Raw genomic sequence first — 24,931 nt, forward strand, 5'->3', positions numbered from 1 at the left:
GAACATACGTTTCCTTTATTATTGAATAAAGAACTAATGTTCGGTTATAATAATATTATAAAATTGAAAGGAGCGATTTACATGGATGGACTTTTGATACGTTCAATTGAAGAAAATATTCCTTTAGAGATGATATATCTTGCAGAAAATCAAGAATTGTCACAGCGATCATTAATCGTTAAAGAAATATCCGACGAATACATTCGTGCCTATTGCCTGCTTAGAAAACAAATCCGCACCTTTAGACGTGCAAATATCTTATCCATTATGCCTGAATCCTGCCCTAAAAACAGTTACCTCCACTAACTACTGCATAATTCCCTCAGGCTATTCCCCAAACCTAAAAGCATTTCCTCTCAAGATATGATAAAATGCAGTTGTATTCTATCGATTTATTGGGGGTTTTGTCACATGCAGTTTCCAAAAGGCACAATTAAAGAACTTACCATTTATAGCAAAGAGCTTGGAGAAGAAATGCAGCTGCTTATTTATCTGCCTGCAAACTTTTCACCATTATATAAATACTCTCTGCTAATCGCACAGGATGGCCGGGATTATTTTCAACTTGGCAGGATTGGACGTTTAGCAGACGAGTATCTTTATGAAAAGGAAATTGAAAATTTAATAATTGTTGGGGTACCCTATAAAAATGTGAAAGACCGCCGCAAAAAATACCACCCTGAAGGTGTACAAACTCAATCCTACATCCGCTTCCTTGCCCATGAATTAGTTCCTTTTTTAGATCAAGAATTTCCTACTTATCACATGGGTTCAACTAGAGCATTGATAGGAGATTCTCTGGGTGCGACTGTATCATTAATGACAGCGCTTCAATATCCACACACTTTCGGAAAAGTGCTTTTACAATCTCCCTATGTAGACCAACAAGTGTTAGAATTAGTCGCTGACTTGCCTGAACCACAGCTTTTAGACATCTACCATATTATAGGAAAGCAAGAGACTGAAGTGCAAATGACGAACGGTAAAGTAGGCGACTTCCTAACACCTAATAGACAGCTTTCCAAGCTGCTAAAAGAGAGACCATTTACATATTTTTATGAGGAATTTAACGGAAATCACACATGGACATATTGGCAGCCAGATCTAAGACGAGCACTGAAAATGCTATTTTAGGCTTATGTCTAACGAACCAAAATCTTATCGATTCATTTTAAATTATTTAATAAATTTAGAAAATTTGCTATAATAATAGGAAGGCTAAATAAAGCATTTATTTTTCTATAAAAATAATTTCTTATATGGAGGTATCCTTATGAAATTTGGCATTGTTATTTTTCCATCCAAAAAGCTTCAGGATTTAGCTAATTCCTATAGAAAGCGCTATGACCCGCATTATGCCCTAATTACTCCACATCTCACATTAAAAAATTCATTTTATGCGACGGAGGAAGAGGCAAAGGAATTTGCTGAAAAGTTACGGCAAATTGCCAGAAATACAAATGCTTTCACATTAAAAACATCTAAAATCAGCTCATTTCAGCCTGTTAATAATGTTATTTATTTTAAAGTAGATCCTACAGAGGAGTTAACTGCTCTTCATGCCGAAATCAATCAAGAGTTTACCGAGCAAAACTTAGAATATGCCTTTGTCCCGCATATTACAATTGGTCAAAATCTATCCAATGATGAGCATTCCGATGTATATGGTTCACTCCGTATGACTAAATTAAATCATGAAGAAACAGTTGACCGTTTCCATCTCCTATATCAATTAGAAAATGGTTCTTGGACGGTTTATGAAACATTTCGTCTTGGAAAGGAATAATTGCAGTGAAAGTTACGGTTGTTCAAAATCAAAAAGAACTAGAAGATGCTTATTCCGTTAGAAAAATCGTTTTTGTGGAGGAGCAAAATGTCCCTATAGAAGAGGAAATTGACCAATATGAAAATGAAGCCACCCATTTTGTCATGTACCAGAATGATGCTCCCATTGGGGCTGGCAGGTTTCGGATTGTTGAGGGGTTTGGAAAAGTTGAACGGATATGTGTAATGAAAGAAGCCAGAAAAACGGGTGCCGGAAAAGCGATTATGAATAAAATCGAAGACCATGCCAGTGAAAAAAGGCTACACAAATTAAAGCTAAATGCTCAAACACATGCCATTCCCTTCTATGCCGGTCTGGGCTACGAAGTTGTCTCAGAGGAGTTTCTGGACGCAGGAATTCCACACAAAACGATGGTTAAAGAAATATAATGAGAGAAGCACTTGCTGAAAAAACAGCAGGTGCTTTTTTGGTTAATTCAACCTATCGTGATGAAGTACTTTTAGATAAGATATGGTTTTGATATGATAGAACTTGTGTTATTTATCGAAATTGAGGGTTAATAAACTATGAAAACTGTAATTTATCAGGAACAAAATATTAATCTTACTCATTTAAATCGTGATGAGTACCAAAAATTTTTTATAGCTGGAAAAAACGGAGAATTACGTTGCCCAGTATGCAATGAAAAGATGAGGCTGTTCCTTGGCATTAAAGAGTCTCCTCATTTTTTTCATACACTTTCACCTGAGAAACGATGCGCTGAACCCGTTCAACCAAAAATAAATGAAAACTATATCGAGCGAAACGGATTTAAGATACCTCATGGCAGAACCATTACCGAAGCCTCCGCTTCCCAAGACTTATACAAACCTGCTAAAACGATTGGATATGAAGTCCCTTTTAACAAGAAAATGGACGGAACACACCAAGCTGGCTCGCCCTATTTACTTCTTCTAGCGGAAAATGGAGTTGTCCTAGATGAAAATCAAGCTGCAGCTGTTTTAGAAACAGAAGGCTCTTTATTAGTACTTGCGGGTGCAGGAAGTGGAAAAACTCGTGTTCTTACTGCCCGTACGGCCTATATGCTGGAGATCAAGCAAATTAATCCACGAACGATCATGCTTGTAACCTTCACATCTAAAGCTGCTTCTGAAATAAAGAATCGTTTGCTTTCCTATCCGGAAATGAAGCGAGAAAAAATCAACCAACTTGTCTCTGGAACCTTTCACAGTATTTTTTATCGTATCCTTATGTTTCATGATGCAGCTAATTGGTCAGCGAACAATCTATTGAAGAAGGAATGGCAACGGGAAAAAATCTTAAAGGATGCCGGAAAAGAACTGGATTTATCAGAGAAAGAATTTGCTTATGATTTAGCGCTGCAGCAAATTGGGTTTTGGAAAAACTCGTTGCTAATGCCAAATGAAATCAGACCCGCATCAGAATGGGAAGAAAGAGCCGCACTATTATATAAAAGATATGAAGAATTTAAGCAAAGAGAAGGACTGTTTGATTTTGATGACATGCTGTTGGGCTGTTACAAGCTCTTAAAAACTTCCCCTTCCCTTCTTGAACAGTATCAAGAACGATTCCATTACTTTCTAATTGATGAGTTTCAGGATATTAATAAAGTTCAATATGAACTGATTAAATTATTATCAGGAAAGCATAAAAATGTCTGTGCTGTTGGTGACGATGATCAAGCCATTTATTCCTTTAGAGGCAGTGATCCAAGCTACTTGTTAGATTTTGAAAAGGATTTCCCTTTTGCAAAGCTAATCACTCTTGATCAAAACTATCGTTCCACCCATGAAATTGTTGCGGCTGCTAATCAAATGATCACTGTAAATAAAATCAGAAGAACAAAAAAGATGGAGGCGCAATTTTCATCAGGGACCCTTCCGTTGTTGTTTTTCCCTTATGATGAAGAGGAAGAAGCAACAATGATTGTTACCGACATTCAAGAAAAGATCACAAATGGTGCAAATCCTTCTGATTTTGCCATTCTGTACCGAACCAATGCCAGCTCAAGGGCGGTATTTGAACGTTTAGCAGGCTCAAATCTTCCTTTTAAAATTGACCTGGATGCTGAAGCCTTTTACGATCGATACATTGTTAGGAGCGCCCTTTCCTTCTTAAAGGTAAGTTTAAATGAGGATGACCCACATGCACTAGCGGATATTTTACCGTTTTTATTTTTAAAACAGACGGTTATGAAAGATATTAAAGCAATCAGCATTTTGCAAGATTGTAGTTTTCTTGAGGCATTATCTCACCTTAAAACCGCCCATGCGTTTCAAGCAAAAAAATTAAAGCAGGCTGTTAGTATCATTCGTGGATTAAAGCATTTGAACCCTCAGGGAGCATTAGGAAAAATTGAAAAGGATATTGGCTTTCTTGATTTCCTCAAAAAACGCGGCAATGAAGCGAGCATGATGGAAAAAGGATCTGATGACCTTAAGGATTTAAAGGTTGCGGCTAAAAGCTTCGACTCGATTGAGGCTATGCTTGCACATGCCGAGCATATGTCCGCCATGAATAAGGAAATTAAGAATTTAAGTAAGCATTTTACTGAAGCCATTACCCTAAGTACCATACACCGGGCAAAAGGGCTTGAATATAAAACTGTTTATATTCTTGATGCTGTCGATGGCAGTCTGCCTCACGACTTTGCCCTGGAAGCTAATCGAAATGGCGATTTTTCTTCCCTAGAAGAAGAGCGGAGATTATTTTACGTTGCAATGACACGTGCCCGAGACCAGCTTTTTATTGCTGTTCCCGAAAATAGACGAGGAAAAAAAGTAAACCGTTCAAGGTTTCTCGCACCACTCGCAAAAAAGAAGAAGACCCACTCCTGAGCACAGGAATGCGGTCTTACTTTTTATTTTTTATTCATCATCTTTGTAATGGTATTAAAGTCAAGCTGTTTTCCATCTTTAATAATAGATTGAACAATTTGATCTTCAAGATCTTTACTAACCGGTTTACCGGCAATTCGAGAAACTTTTTGAATGACACTACGAACAGTATCTGGGTCCTTAAAATTGGCATGCTGTAAGGAGTTCGCTAATTCAAAGATTTCTTTCATATTAACGCCAGTTTTCTTTTCTATATTTTTAAAGAAACCATTATCCATGTTAAAAATTCACACTCCTTCATAAACTACTTTATTGTATGAAGGCAGGGCGATTTTGTGAATAAAAGGCAAAGAAAGGGCTGGCCACATTTATGACCAACCCCTTCCACCGCTGTCAAGCTTTTAAATGGTTTAATAAAAGCTTGCACCTACAATGATTAACAGAATGAATAATACTACGATTAACACAAAAGTTGAACCGTAGCCACCAAATCCACCATAACCGTAGCCGCCACATCCATAGAACATAGATAGTCACCTCACCTTAGTAGTTTCATTAATAACATATGAAAGTACTTAAAAAAGTGTATAGGCAAGATAGCTTAATCCATAAATTGGCTTAAAAAAATGTGTTCATTACCCTTTAGGTTTAAAGATTAGGGATCCAATAAATCCAAAAATTATCGCAGCAGATACTCCAGAACTTGTTACCTGAAACATTCCGGTTAACACCCCAATGATTCCGTGGGCCTTGGCATCTTGTAAAGCCCCGTGGACTAAGGCATTCCCAAAACTGGTAATGGGTATGGTTGCTCCAGCCCCTGCAAAGTCAACGAGCGGTTCATATAATCCGAATCCATCCAATACAGCCCCCGCCACAACAAGCAGGCTTAATGTATGCCCTGGAGTCAACTTGGCAACGTCAAAAAGAAGCTGCCCAATGACACATATAAGTCCGCCAATCACAAACGCCCAAAAAAACATCGCAAGCATAAATTCACCCCTTTATCCATTCATTTCAATGGCAACAGCATGTGCAATGCATGGAATGGATTCATTTTGTTGAAAGCTGAGCGGAGATAGTAATGCCCCGGTTGCTACTATTAAAATCCGCTTAAATGTACCCTTTTTTAATTGGTTTAGTAAATGTCCATATAGTACAGTAGCAGAACATCCTGCACCGCTTCCACCTGATTGTACTGGCTGGTCCTCTTTATACATTAATAAACCGCAATCTTGAAATTGTTTTCGTGCAAGCTTAAGGCCACTTTTATTTAGTAATTCAAAAGCAGTATCATGGCCGACTCTCCCCAAATCTCCAGTAACAATTAAATCATAATGTGTTGGATCTAATTGTAGATCGCGGAAATGTGCCATTATCGTATCAGCGGCAGCCGGTGCCATTGCACCGCCCATATTAAAAGGATCAGTCAGCCCCATGTCAATCACCTTACCAATTGTCGCCGATGTAGTAATTGGGACATGGCGTCCGGATTCATTAGGCTCGACGAGTGCTACCCCTGCACCTGTTATTGTCCATTGTGCCGTTGGTGGTTTTTGTCCACCATATTCTGTTGGATAGCGGAACTGCTTTTCAACAGCCGCATTGTGACTGGATGCACCCGTTAAGACCTTTTTTGCCCCTTGGTAATTGACGACAAAGGAAGCCAATGCCAACCCCTCCATCGAGGTCGAGCAGGCTCCAAAAAGCCCGAAATACGGTATTTGCATCGTCCTCGCCGCAAAGCTTGTTGGGGTAATTTGATTGATTAAATCACCTGCAAATAAAAATTGAATTTGTTCTTTTTGGAGGTTCGCTTTTTCCAAGGTGATTTTAATCGCTTCTTCGAGCAATAGCCTATGTGCTTTCTCGTAAGACTCTTTACCCATCCACAAATCTTCATATAAGAGATCAAAATCATTCGCCAATTTTCCATTTGCTTCGAACGGGCCGCCCGTTACCCCTGTTGCAGAAATCATTGGCCGGTTTTCAAACACCCATGACTGATGCCCTTTTAACAATTACAAAACCCCCCAAATAACTAGTAACGTTTTAACAAGTGCTACTACAAAGGCGGAGAAGACACCAAAAAGAATGACTGATCCTGCAAGCTTAAACATATTGCCTCCAACTCCGAGAACAAGTCCTTCCGTACGGTGCTCGATGCAGGCAGAAATAACGGCATTGCCAAAACCAGTTACAGGTACTGCACTGCCTGCACCAGCAAATTGTCCGATCCTGTCATAAATTCCAAAGCCGGTTAACAGCATCGATAAAAAGACCATCGTTGCAACAGTTGGATTTCCTACACTTTGCTCCGTAAAATTAAAGAAATATATGTAAAAATAACTAATAGCTTGGCCAACGACACAAATCAAGCCTCCAACAAAAAATGCTTTTATACAATTTTTTAGGATAGGCCGTTTTATCTCATGTTTTTGCTGAAGCTGTTGATAGTTTTGCTGTTGAGGAGTCATGTTTTTTTGCTTGTTTGTCATCCTGCTTCACCCTTTCTTACTTCATTTCTTCCGTCATTTTGACGATTTCCTTTAAACGGTTTTCCGCATCTCGATGTGAAAATTTGGAAGATTTCATCCGTTCATCAAGTCTAATGGCTTCAAGAAAAATTTTATAATCACTTGAGACTGTAAAATTTTCCTTTGGGTATTTTTCTTCAAGCATTTTATTAATATTCTTTTCGATTTTTTTCATTTGAAAGCGGTGTAAATGTTTTACTTTATAAACAACGAGTGTATCTCTTTTCCCTTGCACGACGGCAACATCATATAATTCCGGCAAGGAGCTGACATCCTTTTTGATTTCAGTTACACCGTCCCGTCTATTTTTTTTATCCGTTATCACCGGCTTGGGATTAGTCGTTTTTATAAGTGCAAGTTGACTATCCTTAACTTGCTGGTGCTGATTACAGGAAGAGAGTATGACAAAGCAAGCCAATACAATCAAACGAAAAATAATATGCATATAATTTCCTTCCCTTGATTAAGTTTTATGACATACTGATACCATTTAGTTTTTTCGAGATTCGTTAAAATTATGACTAGATAAGTTTAATTTTTAAAACCAGTAGTATAGCTAAAAAAATAAAAACTGCCAGTCAAAACTAGCAGTTTTCCTATTTACATTGAAGTTTTTTTACCACAGCCGCACCCTTGCGACTTAATAGGTTTTGAAGGTTGGTATCCTTGATTTGTTTCTGTACTCTTTTTCTTTTTGTTTGTGTTCTTTGTGTCATTTGAGTTGCTCATGTAGTCTCTCCTTCCAAATAATTCATAAGCTATTAATTAGGATATGAACAACCTGTTAGTCTTGTCTCCACGAACAACATTATTTTTCAATAAAAAACTGAACAATTGTTTCGATGAAAGATGCTAAACCTGCTATTGCTAGGATAAGAATAATCGGAGCGGAATAGCTGGGAAATAATATATAGGCTATGACTATAATCGCCGATGCCCATATTCCTGTACACCAATAGCAGCTTAATAACTCTCCAAAAAACTTTTTTATCCCCTTTTTCTTAGGAAGATAGTAAATCTCGATTTCGCCATTGTCATTTTCTTCTTTTATTTCATCAAAAAAGGGCTTCCGAATAAATACAGTTATTTTGTCAAAAACAAGGAGCCTTGTTAGTCTAAAGCAGGATAATGATAAAAGGAATATGTTTAAAAAGGTTATTTTCATTATACATTTGTCCTTTCTATTAATCCGCCTAATTTTTTTAAAAGAGGCAATTGTCCGTAACCCAAAAACGCTCTTTAAAATATGTTAGTAATGTAAGATATATAACAGGGATTAAGGAGGAAAAATAATGGGTTGTTGTGGAAGTCATGATCATGATCGTCACGGAAACTGCGTGTGTGAAGTTGTACGTGCGATAAAAGATATCCAGGATAATGCAGTTGAAGAAGCGGAATGCTCGGAATGTTCCAGTTGTTTTAACGAACCTCTTGGTTCACTAGTTTCACCTGTTAGAAGAGATCCTGTTGATACTCGTGTATTTGTACTGAGCACTGCGGATGGGACTCCATTCCATGCATTCTTTAGCGGCGAAAATAACGCTTGTGTATCAATCTTCTTCCGTGTAGAAGACGTATTTGATAACTGCTGTGCAACACTTCGTGTGTTAGTACCAGGCCGCAGAGAGGGCGGTAACTTTGTACCGGTAAATCTTGTTTCCAGCGGAGACAGATGCTGTGTTGACCTTACAAGAGTTTGCCAAGTTGAACGCTTCCGTGCTAGTAACGACTGTATCACAGTAGATTTAAAATGCTTCTGTGCAGTTCAATGTATTGCGGACGTGAACTTAGGAATTTGTAACTAAATAAATGAGCCAGTCGGTTAAATCGGCTGGCTTTTTAAATTTCTACCTATCCTATCTTTTAATCCCAATCATAATTACATTTTTAATATCTTCGAGGAGTATTGTATTTGTGGATTGATCTGGAGATTGAATGGTTACTCGATTGTCAGTATATTCAATAAGAATACCTTGGTACCTATTTTCTGAAGTATAAATAACGCATGGAGGAGGCGGAAGAACCTTTGGGAAGTTTAGTAAATATTCAATCCGCTCCTTTATATTCATTTCTTTAAAGGGCTTTACTCTGGAAAATATGGACTGACTTTTCTCTTGTTGTGGCTTACTTTCCTTTTTAGCTGCCTCCATTACTATATCATCAGGCATTGCCTCTTTTTTTACCTTATTTTTTGTTTCTACTTTATGGTTATCTTCCTTTTGCTGCTCCCTTTCATGTCTGTTTGTGTAGACTTCCTGCATATTTTGGTTTGATGGAGTCTTGGAGATTGGCTGATTAATAAAAAGTAACGGTTCTTGACTCCTTTTTTTCGGCATGCTTAATGCACCTCCATTTACATATTCCTTCACTTTATATGTATGCGAAATGCCTATACCCGTCACACTGATTTAGGAAAGAAAAAGCCTGCTTTAACAGCAGGCTCTGAGTTAATACTATAGAATATGATATCCTGAATCTACGTGAATGTTTTCTCCTGTGATACCACGTGAAAGTTCACTGAAAAGGAATGCAGCCGTGTCTCCAACTTCTTCAGGCGTTGTTGTTCTCCGTAATGGCGCTTTTTCTTCAATTTCTTTTAAAATTGAGTTAAAATCACTTACTCCTTTAGCTGACAATGTTCGGATTGGACCTGCGGAGATCGAATTGACACGGATATTATCCTTACCAAGGTCAGCTGCTAAATAACGGACACTTGCGTCTAGTGAAGCCTTAGCTACCCCCATAACATTATAATTGGAGATAGCACGCTCACCACCCAAATATGTGAGTGTCACGATGCTGCCGCCTTCGGTCATTAAACCGCGTGCTTCTTTTGCCACAGCTGTTAAAGAATAAGAACTGATATTGTGAGCCAGTAAAAAGCCCTCTCGGGTTGTGTTCATATACTCCCCTTGTAGCTCTTCTTTATTGGCAAATGCGATACAGTGTGCTACTCCATGAATGGTTCCAACCGCTTCTTTAATATCTGCAAAGCACTTGGCAATGTCTTCATCACTTGTAACGTCACATGGAAGGACAATTGTTCCTTCAGCTTCTAAAGAGCCAGCCAATTCACGGACACTGCTTTCAAGTCTCTCGCCTGCGTAAGTAAATACTAAGCGTGCACCCGAATTATGAAGTGAGCGTGCAATCCCCCATGCAATACTGCGTTTATTGGCAACACCCATTACTACAAATGTTTTTCCAGCTAATGATAGATTCATCTTGAAAAATTCCTCCCACAATAAATACGTGTTATTAGTACTTGGTACTAATTCTACACTAATCTAATAAAAATGAAAAGTACAGTACCAAGAACGGTGAATAATTTAACATGTTTCACAAAATTCCAGCTCTCTTTTTAGTTCGTCGACATATTCCTTCGAACCAGTCACAATCAAACGGTCGGCTAGCTGAAGCTCAGTATCACCATGCGGCACAATTGAATCCTTCCCTCTAAATATCCGTACAAAAATAATATCGCCCGTAAAGGGAAATCTTCTTAATGACATTCCCTTAAAATGTTCATTCATCATTTTGATTTCAAACAGTCCTGTTTCTTGATTCGTTAAAATACTTATGACACTTGGTGATTCAATTAAAGCCCGAAGTAATGCTTTGGTGGACATAAAGGCAGAAAATACTTCTATATTATGCTCACGTACGCTTTGCTCTATTTCAGGACTTTCAATTCGGGCAATAACCCTTGGTACACCTTTTTCTTTAGCAGCAATGGACAAAGCAGCATTTTTCTCCTCATCACCGGTTGATATCACGACTACCTCTGATTGATAAACTTTTGTTTTTGCAATACTCTCCATGGAGTAATCTTCGATTTCCTCAATATCGAAAAGCGAATCGGCAATCTGCCTGTCTGATTTATCCATGATTGTATGATATAAAACCGGATTATATAGACCGGATTTCAATTCTCGTGAAACAGGCAGTGTAACTTGATTTGCTCCTAAGAAAGCAACGCTGACCTTTTTCCCCTCAGCCGCTTCTTTTGGAAATAACTTCTTGAAGACCATAGGTGTAAAAATAGACGTAATAACTGCAACTAGTATTAACGTTCCACTCATTTGCTCGGTTATGACTTCCATTCGTTCTCCAATTGTTGCAGCTGCAATGACGAGCGAGAGTGTAGACGTTAAAAGAAACCCTGATGCAATTACCGTTTTCTTGTCATACCAAAATTTTAAAAGGTAAACGGGGATTAGTTTAGATAAAAGCAGCCCAATTAATAAAAGCGGAATTAATAATAGTAATTTCTTTTCACTAAATAATGACCAAACATCTAGATTAACACCAACCATTACAAAGAAAATCGGGATTAAAATGCCATAGCCGAATGAGTCAAGTTTATGTACAAGCTCTTGGTTCGGAGATAACAATGACACGAGAACCCCTGCTAAGAAGGCCCCTAAAATATTTTCAGCACCCACTGTTTCAGAAAGACCAACTAAAACAATTATTAAGGTAAATACTGCACGTGTTCCAATCTGTACCGTTCCTGTAGATAGCGCCTGAACAAAGTTCCTATTTTTAAATTTTTTTCCGATAAAATAAAGCCCGATTCCTGCTGCAAACAATATCAGCAGCAGCCAAGTATTTCCATGACCTGCCTCATAAATCGAAACGAAAATGGCAAGTAAAATCATCGTGGCTAAATCGGCGATGACGGCAACCAGCAAAATAATTTGGCCAATGACCGTTTTCATCAAATGGGCTTCCTTTAAGGTGGGAACAACAACCCCCAATGAAATGGTTGAAATGATCAATGTCATTAAAAAGGCATTATCAATGAAACCAGCCCAAACAAATAGGTATGATAATCCAAGTGAAAAAATAAATATTCCTAAAAAAATGAAAGAGGAGATAATAAACGAATTTGGTTCTTTCTTGCCATTTGGAAGGATTTCACGTGCTTTTCCCTTAGAGAAGGCTGTAAAGTCAATTTCAAGGCCGCTTAAAAACATCAGAAAGATAAATCCAAGAGTCTTTAGAGTGGATAGCCACATATCCTCATGAACTAAATTAAAACCGCTTTTCCCAATAATAAGTCCCATAATAATTTCAGCTACAACAACCGGAATAAAATTCAACTTAAATCGATGCAGCAGGATTGGGGTTAGAAAGGCCATCGTAACCACAACAAGTAAGGAAATAACTGAAACATGCTGTTCCATTTTTTTGCCTCCCTCTAAAAATCACAAAATCCATAGATTCATTTTATAAAAATCGGCTTCAGGACAAAAAATAAAGGAATTGAAGGGGGTAACAGTCAATGAAAATAGATATAATCGGCGATATCCACGGATGTTTGCCGGAATTTCAAAATCTTACGAGTAAACTTGGTTATAAATGGGATAGCGGCATTCCGCTTCATCCAGGAAACAGAGTTCTAGGATTTGTTGGCGATCTGACTGATAGAGGTCCTGCCTCACTTAGGGTAGCTGAGATTGTTTGGGAGCTTGTGATAAATTATAAAAAGGCTTATTACACGCCAGGGAATCATTGTAACAAATTATATCGCTTTTTTTTAGGCAACAAAGTACAGATCAAACACGGGCTTGAAACAACGGTTGCCGAATATGAATCATTATATAAAAAAGACCAGCAATCCATTCGTAAAAAATTTATCGAGCTTTATGAAAAAGCATCCCTTTATTTAGTATTGGACAAACAAAAGTTAGTTATTGCTCATGCGGGAATTAAACAAGAATATATCGGACAAACTCATGCAAAAGTCAAAGAATTTGTTCTATATGGTGATATTTCGGGTGAAAAACACCCAGACGGATCTCCTGTCAGAAGGGATTGGGCTAAGAAGTATCATGGCGGAGCCTGTATAGTTTACGGCCATACCCCAGTCAATGAACCCAGAATAATTAACAATACGTATAATATAGATACCGGCGCAGTATTTGGTGGAATGCTGACGGCTTTAAGGTATCCCGAAATGGAAATCGTTTCTGTTCCTTCAACTATGCCATATGTTCCTGAAAAGTTTAAACAATTTGATTTAATAAGCAGCAAATAAAGAAAGGCTGTCCCTATCAATGCGGGGCAGCCTTCAAAATATCTTGCATATCACCAGGTAGCAGTGCAGTAAATGACATAGTCTTATGTGAAAAAGGATGAGTAAATTTTATTTTTTTACAATGTAGGGCTTGCCTTTCAATTAAAGAAGTTTCTCCCCCATATAAATCGTCACCGAGGAGCGGGTGCCCTATATAGGATAAATGAACTCTAATTTGATGGGTCCTGCCAGTTTCTAAGTTAAGTTCTATATGGGTAAAAGATTGATGCCTCCCTATCACCTCAAAATGGGTACAGGCATATTGACCGTCGTCACGGACTTCTCTTTCAATTATGCTGTCCATTTTACGCCCGATTGGAGCAATTATTGTTCCTTTATCTTCTATAACTGAACCACCAGCAAAAGCTTCGTAAGTTCGCTTCACCCTGCCGCTACGCTGCATCAGACTAAACAAATGATGAACATGCCGATGCTTTGCGATTAAAACAATTCCTGAAGTATCCCGGTCGAGCCGAGTAACGATATGGGAAGTCGCTTGAATGCCCTTGTCTTCATAATAGCCAACAAGGGCATTCGCTAAGCTTCCATCTGGATGTTCACGTGATGGAATGGTATTTATTCCTACAGGCTTATTGACAACGAGCAGATAATCATCTTCAAATAATATTTCTAACGGAATTTCTTCCCCTTTTAGTCCTTCACTAGGGCTTTCAGGCGGAAAAATAATTCTTAAATTATCCCCCTCCAGCAGTTTGTAACGAACATTTACCTCTTCATTATTTACAAGAATGTGCCCGCCGTTAAACTTGATATCGGTTAAAGCGGATCGGGATATTTCTTCTACTTTTAAAAATTCTTTGACCAGCATTCCGGCATTGCTGGCATCAATACCCCATTCCAATTGAAATTGTGTTACCATCATTGGCCCCCTGCTCAATCAGAAATAAACGAATCATGCACTCTTTTCCAAAATGGAAATGGGCGGAAGCGGGCAAATCTGATTTTTTCATCTGGCACCCTGAATTGAATTGACTTAACATCTTTATGAAGCAGAGTCAAATGATCGATCGTTATCTGGAAGTCAGACCGATTTACGGGCTTTAGCATACAGGTATGATGAGCCGGGAGAATGAGAGGTGACCCCACGGTTCTAAAAACTTTATTATTAATCGAAGCCATTTCCGCAACCTGTAGGGCAGGAATCGATGGATGAATAATGGCTCCGCCTAACGCTTTATTATAGGCTGTACTGCCGGATGGTGTGGATACACACAGGCCATCTCCACGGAAACGTTCGAAATGCTGACCGCGAATCTCGACATCCATTACAAGTGTCCCCTCGACACTTTTTACAGTCGATTCATTTAATGCTAAATATCTTGATTCCTTTCCAGCATGAGAATAGCGTATGATAACCTCAAGGAGCGGGTATTCGACTACTTGAAAAGGTGTTTTAGCAATAGCGATTACAAGCTTTTCAATTTCATCCGGAATCCAATCCGCATAGAAGCCTAAATGGCCTGTATGGATTCCAACAAAAGCTGTTTTATCTAACCGGCTGCTGTAGCGGTGGAAGGCATAAAGTAACGTACCATCTCCGCCGATGGAAATAACGATGTCAGGTTGATCTTCATCGTACTTTAGATCAAAATCAAGCAAATATGTCCTCATTTTGTGCATCAAAATATTTGATTTTTGATCTCCTTTTGAGGTAATCGCAAATTTCATATGAGTATAGCTCCTTGTCAGAATGATTCTAAAGGGTCCTATCAGTCTTTTTCTTCTTGTTTCTGCTCTTTTTTTCTAGTAAAGAATGCCTGGGCTTCCTGAATTTCACCGCGAATTAATGACATCTCCTTATCCAAACGGAAAGCTGCTTCCGCCGCCCTTTGCAGCCTCATCTTTATATCGCTTGGGAAAACACCTTTGTATTTGTAATTTAGCGAGTGCTCAATCGTTGCCCAAAAATTCATCGCCAATGTTCTGATTTGAATTTCAGCGAGTATTTTTTTTTCACCATTAATCGTTTGAACAGGGTAGCTGATGACAACATGGTAGGAGCGATAACCGCTTGTCTTTTCATGCGAAATATAATCTCTTTCCTCCACAATTTCAAAATCATTGCGGTTTCTTAATAAACCAACAACTCGATGAATATCTTCGACAAACTGACACATGATACGCATCCCTGCGATATCCTGTATCTCTTCTTGCAATTTATCAAGTGGAATTCCTTTTTGATTTGCTTTATCTAAAATACTAGCGATTGGTTTAACTCTTCCTGTCACAAATTCAATAGGTGAATGAGACGAATCAAGCTCAAACTGTCCCCTAATTCCTTTTAGTTTGATTTTCAATTCATTAACCGCTTGTTTATATGGTGCTAAAAATTGGTCCCAATGCTTCATGAATCCCACCTCAATGTTAGAAAATACTCTCTACCTTAGTGACCATTTCTTGTCCATAGTTACTATTACCCTTTATATTGTTAATAACGTATTCCAATTCATCATTGAAATTTATTAGTTCAATTTCTCTATCGTTCCCTTTAAGCCATACTGGCATTTTTTGTTCAAATGAATTTTTTAAGTTCACCCAGATTAGTTCAGGCAGGATGATATATGTATAATCTTCTTGGTCTTCCATTAAATAAATAAAGGAATATTTATCGGAATCCACGAGAATTTGACCTTCTGGGATTAACCCTTCAATTAGTTGTTCAACTTCTAATAGAAGTTGGTTGTCTGTTAGCTTCGTGTTTTGAATTGTTATACTTCTTTTCATTATCTATTACCTCCGTCTTCCACTCCCCTCTATTTTAGCATAATTCCCCCATTTCACCCAAGGATTGCAGTTAGTGTTATATTTAAGATAATGATTTAAATTGAAACTAGGAAGGATTGAAGTAGGGTGTCAGAAAATATTGAAATCGAATTTAAAAATATGCTGACCAAGTCGGAATATGCAAACTTGCTTAAAAAATTTAACATAGATTATAAGCAAATTATCACTCAAGAAAACCATTATTTTGATACTCCAAGTTTTTCCTTAAAAGCAGCATCCTCTGCATTACGCATCCGTAAAAAAAGGAATACTTTCGAAATGACACTTAAGCAGCCTGCTAAAGTTGGTCTTCTTGAAACAAATCAAACTTTAAGCGAAGAAGAAGCATATCATGCAATTCATTTTGGGAATTTACCATTTGGAAAAATTAAAGATATTTTAAAAGAAAATGGTATTTCTATTTCTGAATTGGAATACTTTGGATCTTTAGTAACAAAAAGGGCTGAAACTGGTTATAAAAAAGGATTACTAGTCTTAGATCACAGCATTTATTTACAGCATGAAGATTATGAATTGGAATTCGAGGCGGAAAACTACGAGGAAGGAAAGCAGATTTTTCAAAAACTCCTTCATGATTGCCATGTTCCAGAGCGAAAAACAGAAAATAAAATCCAGCGTTTTTATAGGCAAAAACATGAAATTAATAAGTAAAAAACATCCTGCTTGTATACATTAAATAACATGTGTATCTCAATAAATTAGCATTTTCAAGGCTATTTATTTGAGATATGAAAAATGCATTGCTACAATAAAACATACAAAAGTACTAAAAGGAGTTGTCAACATGATTGAGAAAAAGCTTACACCATTCGAAGCCATTGGGGAAGAAACTCTACACCGGCTTGTGGATACTTTTTATGGCCTTGTTGCACAACATCCTGATCTTGCACCAATATTCCCAAATGAATTTACCGAAATTGCTCGTAAACAAAAGCAATTCTTAACGCAATATTTAGGCGGGCCATCACTTTATACTGATGAACATGGTCATCCGATGATGCGGGCACGCCATTTGCCATTTCCAGTTACACCAACCCGTGCCAATGCGTGGCTTTCATGTATGACTCAAGCAATGGATATAATCGGATTCCAGGGACCACTAAGGGATGAATTTTATTCTCGACTGTATCTCACGGCCCAACATATGATAAATACCCCTGATAATAAAGAAAATATTGGTGATGCTTGTGAATAATTCTTGGCCTTCAAGCCCTAAGCAGAATTGCCCTGATAAAAAACCAATTGAAATTTATATGTTTATTGATCCTTTATGTCCTGAATGTTGGGCGCTTGAACCGATATTGAAAAAATTGCAAATTGAATATGGTCGTTATTTTTCAATTAAGCATGTACTAAGTGGAAGACTGGCTAATTTAAATTTAAGCAGAAAAAAAAGCTATGAGAGCATGGCTGATTTATGGGAGAAAACAGCAAGCAGATCGGGAATGTCATGCGATGGAAGCCTTTGGTTAGAAAATCCGGTCGATGCTCCTTATAATGTTTCTATTGCCTTAAAATCTGCAGAACTTCAAGGGAGACGAGCCGGAATCCGTTTTTTGCGAAAAATACAGGAGGTATTATTTTTAGAAAAGCGGAATATTTCGGATCTAAAGGTGCTTAAAGATTGTGCAGAAACTGCCGGCCTTGATGTGGAGGAGTTTATCAATGATATGCATTCAGAGAGTGCTGCTAAAGCCTTTCAATGTGATTTAAAGATTACTTCAGAAATGGATGTACATGAAATTCCTACTCTAGTATTTTTTAATGAAAATGTTGAGGATGAGGGGATAAAGATTACTGGAACCTATCCCTATGAGGTTTATGTTCAAATTTTAGAAGAAATGCTGTCAGAAAAACCAATTCAATCTTCACCACCTCCATTAGAGACATTTTTGAAGTTTTTTAAATTTGTTGCTTCAAAGGAAATTGCCGTTGTGTATAATATGTCAATTTCTCAAATTGAAAAAGAAATGAAAAAGCTTCTTTTAAAGCAGATTGTGGAACAAATTCCTGCAAAATACGGAACCTTTTGGAGATATATTGAAGAAAATTAAGTATATCACTATTTATTTTCAATAAATTGAAAAATGCCTTGCAGTTCACTGCAAGGCATTTTTCTATTAATACGAACAAAGGGGATGGGAGAAATTTTTCACGGTCAAACAAAGGGGTATATGTTTGTAGTGATCAACTTCACGTATTAAATATAGCATGGGGTTTAATAGACTGACAATGAGTTTGTGTGTTATTTCACATTATTGTCAAAAAATCATAATTTCAAGAAATGGACAATAAATATACTATTAGATAATTATAAAAAGGTGGAATTACATTGAGCAAATTTCCATTTATCGTAATGATTCTATTTATAATAGCTGGTTTTTTTCTCCATTTGCTTGCATTGCTTAAGATTTTTCCAATAATGCTTAGTACCCCAATTTTGTTTGTATCCATTCTTATTTTTATTTATTACCTTAATAACCGAAAGCGATTTAAAGGCTTTTAAAAGGGATGGCGACAACTGTCACCATCCCTTTATTTTCCTTATGATAATAACTGCTCTAATTCATTAAGTTTTTCTTCGAATACTTTACATGCATTTTTTATTGGATCGGCGCTGGTCATATCGACACCGGCTTTCTTTAACACTTCGATCGGATAATCTGAGCTTCCTGCGCTGAGGAAATCAATATATCGTTTGACTGCCGGCTCTCCCTCTTCTAGAATTTGCTTGCTTAAGGCAGTAGCAGCACTGAAACCAGTTGCGTATTGATAAACGTAGTAATTGTAGTAGAAATGTGGAATTCTAGCCCATTCTAATCCGATTTCTTCATCTATCACAATATCTTCTTCGCCAAAATATTTTTTGTTTAAAGCATAGTAGCTTTCCGTTAAAGATTCTGCTGTTAACGCCTCATTATTTTGGGCTTTTTGATGAATCAAGTGTTCGAATTCTGCAAACATCGTCTGGCGGAATACGGTCCCTCTAAAGCCTTCTAAATAGTGATTTAAAAGGTAAATCCGCTTTTGTTCATCATCAATCGTCTTTAATAAATAATCATTTAATAGTGCTTCGTTACAGGTTGAAGCGACTTCAGCCACGAAAATGGAATAGTTTCCATACGGATATGGCTGTGATTTTCTAGTGTAGTAACTGTGCACAGAATGACCAAACTCATGGGCAAGTGTAAATAAATTGTTCACATTATCCTGCCAGTTCATCAAAATATAAGGGTGAGTCCCATATGCTCCAGAAGAATACGCGCCACTGCGTTTACCTTTATTTTCATGGACATCGACCCATCGGTTTTCAAAGCCTTCTTGTAATATCTTTGAGTATTCCTCACCTAATGGAGCTAACCCCTTAATGATTAAATCTTTTGCTTCTTCGTATTTAATTTCCATTTTCACATCTTTTACAAGTGGTGTATACAAATCATACATATGGAGCTCATCTATGCCTAGAACTTTTTTACGAAGCTTTATATATCGATGTAATAAATGAAGATTATCAGTTACGGTATTAACAAGGTTGTCATATACACTTTCAGGTATATTATTAGCAGAAAGGGCTGCATGTCTTGCCGATTCATATTTCCTTATTCTTGCGTTGAAATTATCCTTCTTCACGTTGCCGCTTAGTGTACTAGAAAAGGTATTTTTAAAATTTCCATAAGTTTTATAAACTGCTTTGAAGGCATCACGCCTAACACGCTGATCCTTGCTTTCCAAAAAGCGAATATAGCGGCCATGTGTGATTTCTACCTCTTCGCCATTTTCATCTTTAATAGATGGGAACTCCAAATCAGCATTATTAAGCATTCCAAACGTATTACTTGAAGCATCCATTACTTCACCTGCTTCAGCTAGCAAAGCTTCCTGCTCAGCAGACAGTACATGTGGTCTCTGTAAATTAATTTCAGCAATTGCATGCTCATAAAGCTTTAATTCCGTTTTTTCATTTAAAAAGCTAGTCACTTTGTTTTCATCAATTGCTAGAATTTCCGGAACAATAAAGGCAAGTTGACTAGCTGCTTGAGAATACAGAGCTTTCATTCTATCGTCTAATCCTTGATAAAAAGAATTTGTCGTATCCTGATCATATCTCATATGGGAATATGTATATAGCTTTCCAATTCGTTCAAGCAGCTTATCCTGATATTGAAGAGCTTTATAAAAGGTTTCGGCACTTTCACCCAATTTCCCCTCAAATTCTTTAATACCAGCAATTTGATTTTTTACGTCCTGAAACTCTTTTTCCCAATCCTGGTCATTGGCAAAAATATCTTCTAATTTCCATGTATCTTCAACGGGAATCTCACTTCTTACTGGTAGCGATTTTACAGCTGCCTCATTTGCCATCGTCCATCCTCCATTCTATTGTTTTACGAATAACCATACACATACATTATATTCTCCTAATCCTTCCAATTTCCTCTTTTAAGGTTTGAAAAGAAACGTTTTACCCTTCTATATTATGCCCATAGCCATTATTTCATTTACTGTTTCGCTAACATATTAAGATATTTTTGATTAAAATCCAGCTTTGCTACTTCCTTTTCGCGATTAGAAGTTGGGATCAATATTTTCCGCTCTAGTTTAAAAGTATTTTCTCCTAGTTCAGTTAAAACCCCAATCCTTTCCAACAGTTTCAAGTAGGAAATCTCGGCCGAAATTGGATTAAGAGAATCAAGCTGCGGCAAATTTCGCAGAATAATTTCCTTTCGATAGATTCTGTTATTAAAATGAAAATTTAATTCCTTTAGTGTAAAGGTTTCCTGTGGTTGTTTGTCAGCGAGCAAATCAATAAATAAATACGTTTGCCATATAATGGGAGGTGTTTGTATAAGAATTGAATGTGGAACCTGAAGGCCTATTTCTGGAGGTAATAAAAACATATTTAAATTTCGTTTATATATTTCATGGAGGAAAGAGTTTTGTTTTGGATTTGGATGAAGCATCCAATTTAAAATGAACGATTCTTTTTCTTTATTCCAGTTATCTATATTTGTATTGACTGATAACCTCGGCCCTAATAATCGTTCCAGGCTAAATTTATCGAGTTGATATATGGAATGTTGAACGAAAGCATTTTTTATTGATATGGGTTGAATGGATTCTAGGAGATGGAACTGCCTATTTTCGGAGCAATACGATGGAATAAAGTAATTTTCTTTTGGCGCATTCCGTAAAAATAAATAATCAAAGTTTGACAATGCCACGACATTTCTTCTTTTTTTATGGATATGGCTACTGTCGATAATCCACAACGGGATATATCCATGAGTTAAATAATTTGTCGTTCTCTTGATAAAATCCTTTTCTGGCAATGGAGAACATTGATATTCCAATGCGTATTTCTCACCCTCATAATTGAACATAATGTCAGGACGCTGTCCAATATTCTTTTCATAAAACTCTAAAACTGCAGGAATGTTTTGTCCTAAAAGCCATTGAAAGAGCTGTCGTTTTCCTTCCATGTGGTTTATGGTTTCATTCTCAAAAATCTCTCGGCATCTCCCGCCACTTTTATGAGCAAAATGAAAAATTCGTTGATCGCCTAATTTTAGCAATACACTTTCACCGCAGATTGAGCAAATAAATTCTTCTTTGTTACGAAGGGAAATAAGGGTTTCCTTCCTGTAATGATAACCTAGACATACTTGTTTACCTGATTGCGTATTAGCAGTTAACAAGATTTTCTCCTCCTTTCACCATTAAGATTCGGCAAAATTTGCTAAAAATCCTTTTTTTAAAAAATAAAAACCCGCCATTCGACGAGTTTTTTATCTTTATAAGAGTGGAGAAAGCAATCGCGCAGTCGATTCCAGCAATCTAAAACCAAAATGTCGCTGTTGAAAGGTTTGTAATTCTAGCTGCTTTGAATGCTTTAGGTCATTTAAATATTCAGCCACAAGCTTTTGGGTACTTTCTGTCCTAAATAAGAAAGCATTGACTTCAAAATTTAAATGAAAGCTTCTCATATCCATATTAGATGTGCCAATTGATGCCAGTTCGTCATCTACAATCACAATTTTACTATGCATAAAGCCCCTCTCATACTCGTATACCTTTACGCCAGCTTCTAAAAGTTCAGGAAAATACGATCTTGAGGCATGAAACACAATTCGTTTATCAGGCCGGTTAGGCACGAGGAGCCTAACATCAATTCCACTAAGCGCTGCAACTTTTATGGCTGAAAAGATATCCTCATCTGGAATAAAATAAGGGGAAGCAATCCAAACAGACCTTTTAGCAGATGCAATCATGGAAAAAAAGATATTTTTAATAACACTCCACTCATTATCAGGACCTCCAGCAATCAGCTGAACTCCACCATGACTTTTAAAATCTATTTGCGGCGATAAGTATTCAGCGGTTAAAAAACTATGATTGGTCATGTAATACCAATCCTGAAGGAAGATTAATTGCAGTGTTCGAACGGCTTCACCCTTCAGCATTAAGTGTGTATCACGCCAAAAGCCTATATCTTTGTCTCTTCCTAAATACTCATCCCCGATATTCAATCCGCCAACAAATCCGATTGTGCCATCAATTACAATGATTTTCCGATGATTACGGAAATTAAACTTATTATTTAAAAAGGGGAGTTTAACTGGTCCAAAGGTAACCGTTTCGATACCGGCATTTTTTAAATCATTTACATATGTTTTAGAAAGCTGCCAGGAACCAACTGCATCATATAAAAATCGAACCTTTACCCCTTGCTGCGCTTTTTCAATTAAGATATTTTTAATTTCCTGACCAATCCGATCATGGCGAACAATATAGTATTCTAAATGAATATGGTGCTTAGCCCTTTTTAATTGCTCAATGATATGAAGAAACGTTTCTTCTCCATTTGTTAATATTTTTGTAGAAGTATCAAAGGAAATAGGACTATTGCCTAATTTTTGAGCTAAAGTGAATAATTTCCCCTGATGTTCTCCTAAAAGATTTAGTTTTTCTTCACTTCTTGGATCATTTTCACCTTCAACCGTTAAAAAAGCTTGTTTATCAAGAAAATACTTTTTTCTAAACATCTTCTCTTTGCGATAATTACGTCCAAACAGAAGATAAAAGATAAACCCGACAAGCGGAAAGCTTCCTAAAACAACGAGCCATGTAATGGTTTGCGTGGGATGACGATTTTCTAAAAAGATGACAAATCCAATAAAAATGACTGACAGCGATATTAAAACGCTTAAGAATCCAAGAAGTCCGCTTTCCAATCGATCCCTAAAGAAAAACAAAAGTATGGATAGAACTAAAAGAAAGCAAACAACTCTTACAGTGTTTTTCAGTGTCCTCACCTGCCAGAAGCTACAAATTTATTTCATACTAAAATACCGATTTCAATACTGAAATCGGTACATGTCTAGCTAAAATGTTTCCTTATTGTTCCAAAAACATCTTCAGAAATTATTTCTTTGCCATATTCTTGAATCCGATGAATAGTAAGTTGTGTTTCATACCCATACTCAAGCAATAGACTTAATAGGTCATCAATTTCATCTTCTTCAAATAAATCTTCCGGAAATTCAGTATATAAATAGTATTTCCCTTCAAAATGAAATAGCTGGGTTACTAAATTGTCTAATCCTGAGCGTTTTGATAACATTATTACATCTTCAAAGTCTTTAAAGGCAAGTATGAACTCCAAAGTTTCTTCTTCGAGTAAAATTTCATCTTCGTCACTATGATTTGGACTGAAGTGTTGATCTAAGATTTCTTCAAGTTTTTCATCTACTGGCAAATCCTTTAATTTATCATTAGGAATAGGGAGTTCAAACTTTTGGCCATCTTTTGAAAGCTGGGCTTTCGTTACAAGAACCTCTAATCCCTTATCAAGAGCTTGAACTTGAATCCAAAGCGGGCCTTCAACGACAAACTCCTCTTCATCATGAACTTCATCCATCATTTCCCAAAAGAGTTCTTCGCTTCGTTCGCGATTGTACCAGATTTCTTCGCGATCAAATCCTCTTTCTTCTATGTCACCATAGGAAATATAAAATTTGACTGTATTTTCGTTAATACGTTCAATCTCCAACATAATCTCTCCCTTCCTTTGTCGATATTGAAGGGACTAAATACCCCCAGCAGATAATGCCAATTAGCATTTACTCAAATAAAAAGGTTTATTCAAATTTATTTTCTACAAAATGTAAATACTCCTGTACTTTCATTTTATGATATAAGTACTAATAAGGGAAATAAAAAAATCCAAAATCAAAAAATCCATTAAAAGCCTAATTATTTAAGGAATTTTCAAATAAGGATATTCCTTAAATTATAACAAAACTAAATCAAAATAACAAACATTAGAGATACAAAAAAAGACCTCCAGGCAATGAAGGTCTTAATATTTAGTTAACCATCTGTTGAGCTACTCGCAATTGATAGGTCCTTACTCTTCTAGGCAAGAAACGTCTAATTTCATCCTCATTATAGCCGACCTGTAAACGTTTTTCGTCTATGATAATGGGGCGTCTAAGGAGACCTGGATTTTCTTTAATTAATTGAAATAAATCTTGAAGTGGCATATTATCTAGGTTTACGTCTAATTTTTGAAAAGTCTTCGACCTTGTGGATATGATTTCATCTGTTCCATCCTCAGTCATCCGTAGAATTTCCTTTATTTCTTCCATTGATAATGGTTCCGAAAAGATGTTTCTCTCTTTGTATGGAATCTCATGCTCTTCTAGCCATGATTTAGCTTTTCGACATGATGTACAACTTGGTGAAGTGTATAATGTTACCATTCGTTCTTCACACTCCTCTTTAATTTACAATTCATATTTATTAAAACGAAATTATATATTTTTTAAAGTATACAATGAAAAAACAGGATAAATAATTAAAA

Annotated in this window: 29 protein-coding genes; 10 read left to right on the top strand and 19 right to left on the bottom strand. The window is 36.9% G+C overall.

Annotated features, from left to right (window positions below; translation table 11 throughout):
* From V7161_RS28750 to V7161_RS28770, 5 genes are all read left to right on the top strand, one after another.
* The coding region (locus V7161_RS28750; protein WP_335716205.1) for a hypothetical protein at window positions 1-306 on the top strand (306 nt) is incomplete at its 5' end.
* Between the two features lie 105 nt (window positions 307-411).
* Window positions 412-1,134, top strand: a complete 723-nt coding sequence (locus V7161_RS28755) for an alpha/beta hydrolase (RefSeq protein ID WP_335716206.1) — start codon at window positions 412-414, stop codon at window positions 1,132-1,134.
* A 139-nt stretch (window positions 1,135-1,273) separates the two neighbouring features.
* Complete coding sequence (locus V7161_RS28760; RefSeq protein ID WP_335716207.1) at window positions 1,274-1,786, top strand: YjcG family protein; 513 nt, start codon at window positions 1,274-1,276, stop codon at window positions 1,784-1,786.
* A 5-nt stretch (window positions 1,787-1,791) separates the two neighbouring features.
* Window positions 1,792-2,214, top strand: a complete 423-nt coding sequence (locus V7161_RS28765) for a GNAT family N-acetyltransferase (protein ID WP_335716208.1) — start codon at window positions 1,792-1,794, stop codon at window positions 2,212-2,214.
* Window positions 2,215-2,352: 138 nt separating this feature from the next.
* Window positions 2,353-4,644, top strand: coding sequence for an ATP-dependent helicase (locus tag V7161_RS28770; RefSeq protein WP_335716209.1), 2,292 nt, complete (start codon window positions 2,353-2,355; stop codon window positions 4,642-4,644).
* A 23-nt stretch (window positions 4,645-4,667) separates the two neighbouring features.
* On the opposite strand, the gene V7161_RS28775 is transcribed toward V7161_RS28770, so the two are convergent.
* The 7 genes from V7161_RS28775 to V7161_RS28805 form a co-directional block, all read right to left on the bottom strand.
* Complete coding sequence (locus tag V7161_RS28775; protein ID WP_223592788.1) at window positions 4,668-4,922, bottom strand: stage VI sporulation protein F; 255 nt, start codon at window positions 4,920-4,922, stop codon at window positions 4,668-4,670.
* 132 nt (window positions 4,923-5,054) lie between these two features.
* Window positions 5,055-5,171, bottom strand: a complete 117-nt coding sequence (locus tag V7161_RS28780; protein ID WP_223592790.1) for a YjcZ family sporulation protein — start codon at window positions 5,169-5,171, stop codon at window positions 5,055-5,057.
* Window positions 5,172-5,279: 108 nt separating this feature from the next.
* The gene (gene spoVAE, locus V7161_RS28785; RefSeq protein ID WP_335716210.1) at window positions 5,280-5,636 is read right to left on the bottom strand and encodes a stage V sporulation protein AE; all 357 of its coding nucleotides are present in this window, start codon (window positions 5,634-5,636) and stop codon (window positions 5,280-5,282) included.
* A 12-nt stretch (window positions 5,637-5,648) separates the two neighbouring features.
* Complete coding sequence (spoVAD, locus tag V7161_RS28790) at window positions 5,649-6,665, bottom strand: stage V sporulation protein AD (protein ID WP_335716211.1); 1,017 nt, start codon at window positions 6,663-6,665, stop codon at window positions 5,649-5,651.
* The gene (gene spoVAC / locus V7161_RS28795; RefSeq protein ID WP_335716212.1) at window positions 6,666-7,142 is read right to left on the bottom strand and encodes a stage V sporulation protein AC; all 477 of its coding nucleotides are present in this window, start codon (window positions 7,140-7,142) and stop codon (window positions 6,666-6,668) included.
* Window positions 7,143-7,158: 16 nt separating this feature from the next.
* Window positions 7,159-7,626, bottom strand: a complete 468-nt coding sequence (locus V7161_RS28800) for a sporulation protein (RefSeq protein WP_335716213.1) — start codon at window positions 7,624-7,626, stop codon at window positions 7,159-7,161.
* A gap of 363 nt (window positions 7,627-7,989) precedes the next feature.
* Entirely contained in the window at window positions 7,990-8,346 is a 357-nt protein-coding gene (locus tag V7161_RS28805) for a DUF1360 domain-containing protein (protein ID WP_335716214.1), read from the bottom strand.
* Between the two features lie 127 nt (window positions 8,347-8,473).
* On the opposite strand from V7161_RS28805, the gene V7161_RS28810 reads away from it, so the two are divergent.
* A complete protein-coding gene (locus tag V7161_RS28810; RefSeq protein WP_223592798.1) occupies window positions 8,474-8,986 on the top strand; it encodes a CotY/CotZ family spore coat protein in 513 nt (170 codons plus the stop codon).
* A gap of 51 nt (window positions 8,987-9,037) precedes the next feature.
* Here the strand turns inward: V7161_RS28810 and V7161_RS28815 are convergent, their stop codons facing one another.
* The 3 genes from V7161_RS28815 to V7161_RS28825 all read right to left on the bottom strand — a co-directional run bounded on the left by V7161_RS28815 (window position 9,038) and on the right by V7161_RS28825 (window position 12,370).
* Entirely contained in the window at window positions 9,038-9,517 is a 480-nt protein-coding gene (locus V7161_RS28815; RefSeq protein ID WP_335716215.1) for a CotO family spore coat protein, read from the bottom strand.
* A 117-nt stretch (window positions 9,518-9,634) separates the two neighbouring features.
* The gene (gene fabI / locus V7161_RS28820) at window positions 9,635-10,405 is read right to left on the bottom strand and encodes an enoyl-ACP reductase FabI (protein ID WP_335716216.1); all 771 of its coding nucleotides are present in this window, start codon (window positions 10,403-10,405) and stop codon (window positions 9,635-9,637) included.
* 105 nt (window positions 10,406-10,510) lie between these two features.
* Entirely contained in the window at window positions 10,511-12,370 is a 1,860-nt protein-coding gene (locus tag V7161_RS28825; RefSeq protein ID WP_335716217.1) for a monovalent cation:proton antiporter family protein, read from the bottom strand.
* Between the two features lie 98 nt (window positions 12,371-12,468).
* Here V7161_RS28825 and prpE point away from each other — a divergent pair, with 98 nt between their 5' ends.
* Window positions 12,469-13,224, top strand: coding sequence for a bis(5'-nucleosyl)-tetraphosphatase PrpE (gene prpE / locus V7161_RS28830; protein ID WP_335716218.1), 756 nt, complete (start codon window positions 12,469-12,471; stop codon window positions 13,222-13,224).
* Between the two features lie 16 nt (window positions 13,225-13,240).
* Here the strand turns inward: prpE and V7161_RS28835 are convergent, their stop codons facing one another.
* From V7161_RS28835 to V7161_RS28850, 4 genes are read right to left on the bottom strand one after another with little or no spacing between them, the layout of a single operon-like run.
* Window positions 13,241-14,146, bottom strand: coding sequence for an RluA family pseudouridine synthase (locus tag V7161_RS28835; protein WP_420491685.1), 906 nt, complete (start codon window positions 14,144-14,146; stop codon window positions 13,241-13,243).
* An 11-nt stretch (window positions 14,147-14,157) separates the two neighbouring features.
* Entirely contained in the window at window positions 14,158-14,952 is a 795-nt protein-coding gene (locus tag V7161_RS28840) for an NAD kinase (protein WP_223592805.1), read from the bottom strand.
* Window positions 14,953-14,993: 41 nt separating this feature from the next.
* On the bottom strand, window positions 14,994-15,632 hold the full coding sequence (locus tag V7161_RS28845; RefSeq protein WP_335716220.1) for a GTP pyrophosphokinase: 639 nt from the start codon (window positions 15,630-15,632) through the stop codon (window positions 14,994-14,996).
* A 16-nt stretch (window positions 15,633-15,648) separates the two neighbouring features.
* Window positions 15,649-16,008, bottom strand: coding sequence for a hypothetical protein (locus V7161_RS28850; RefSeq protein WP_335716221.1), 360 nt, complete (start codon window positions 16,006-16,008; stop codon window positions 15,649-15,651).
* A 126-nt stretch (window positions 16,009-16,134) separates the two neighbouring features.
* Here V7161_RS28850 and V7161_RS28855 point away from each other — a divergent pair, with 126 nt between their 5' ends.
* The 3 genes from V7161_RS28855 to V7161_RS28865 all read left to right on the top strand — a co-directional run bounded on the left by V7161_RS28855 (window position 16,135) and on the right by V7161_RS28865 (window position 18,122).
* Window positions 16,135-16,719, top strand: coding sequence for a CYTH domain-containing protein (locus V7161_RS28855; protein WP_335716222.1), 585 nt, complete (start codon window positions 16,135-16,137; stop codon window positions 16,717-16,719).
* Between the two features lie 133 nt (window positions 16,720-16,852).
* The gene (locus tag V7161_RS28860) at window positions 16,853-17,263 is read left to right on the top strand and encodes a globin (protein ID WP_335716223.1); all 411 of its coding nucleotides are present in this window, start codon (window positions 16,853-16,855) and stop codon (window positions 17,261-17,263) included.
* Window positions 17,250-18,122, top strand: a complete 873-nt coding sequence (locus V7161_RS28865; protein WP_420491686.1) for a ClpXP adapter SpxH family protein — start codon at window positions 17,250-17,252, stop codon at window positions 18,120-18,122. The genes V7161_RS28860 and V7161_RS28865 overlap by 14 nt, the downstream gene beginning before the upstream one ends.
* Before the next feature lie 490 nt (window positions 18,123-18,612).
* Here the strand turns inward: V7161_RS28865 and pepF are convergent, their stop codons facing one another.
* The 5 genes from pepF to spxA all read right to left on the bottom strand — a co-directional run bounded on the left by pepF (window position 18,613) and on the right by spxA (window position 24,830).
* Window positions 18,613-20,430, bottom strand: coding sequence for an oligoendopeptidase F (gene pepF / locus V7161_RS28870; RefSeq protein ID WP_335716225.1), 1,818 nt, complete (start codon window positions 20,428-20,430; stop codon window positions 18,613-18,615).
* A 137-nt stretch (window positions 20,431-20,567) separates the two neighbouring features.
* Entirely contained in the window at window positions 20,568-21,764 is a 1,197-nt protein-coding gene (locus tag V7161_RS28875; RefSeq protein ID WP_335716226.1) for a competence protein CoiA, read from the bottom strand.
* A gap of 96 nt (window positions 21,765-21,860) precedes the next feature.
* Complete coding sequence (gene cls, locus V7161_RS28880) at window positions 21,861-23,372, bottom strand: cardiolipin synthase (RefSeq protein WP_335716229.1); 1,512 nt, start codon at window positions 23,370-23,372, stop codon at window positions 21,861-21,863.
* Between the two features lie 74 nt (window positions 23,373-23,446).
* Entirely contained in the window at window positions 23,447-24,118 is a 672-nt protein-coding gene (gene mecA, locus V7161_RS28885) for an adaptor protein MecA (protein WP_335716227.1), read from the bottom strand.
* A gap of 316 nt (window positions 24,119-24,434) precedes the next feature.
* Complete coding sequence (gene spxA / locus V7161_RS28890; protein ID WP_335716228.1) at window positions 24,435-24,830, bottom strand: transcriptional regulator SpxA; 396 nt, start codon at window positions 24,828-24,830, stop codon at window positions 24,435-24,437.
* Window positions 24,831-24,931: the final 101 nt, after the last annotated feature.

It is taken from the genome of Neobacillus drentensis, from assembly GCF_036965425.1.
GTDB lineage: Bacteria > Bacillota > Bacilli > Bacillales > Cytobacillaceae > Neobacillus > Neobacillus drentensis_F.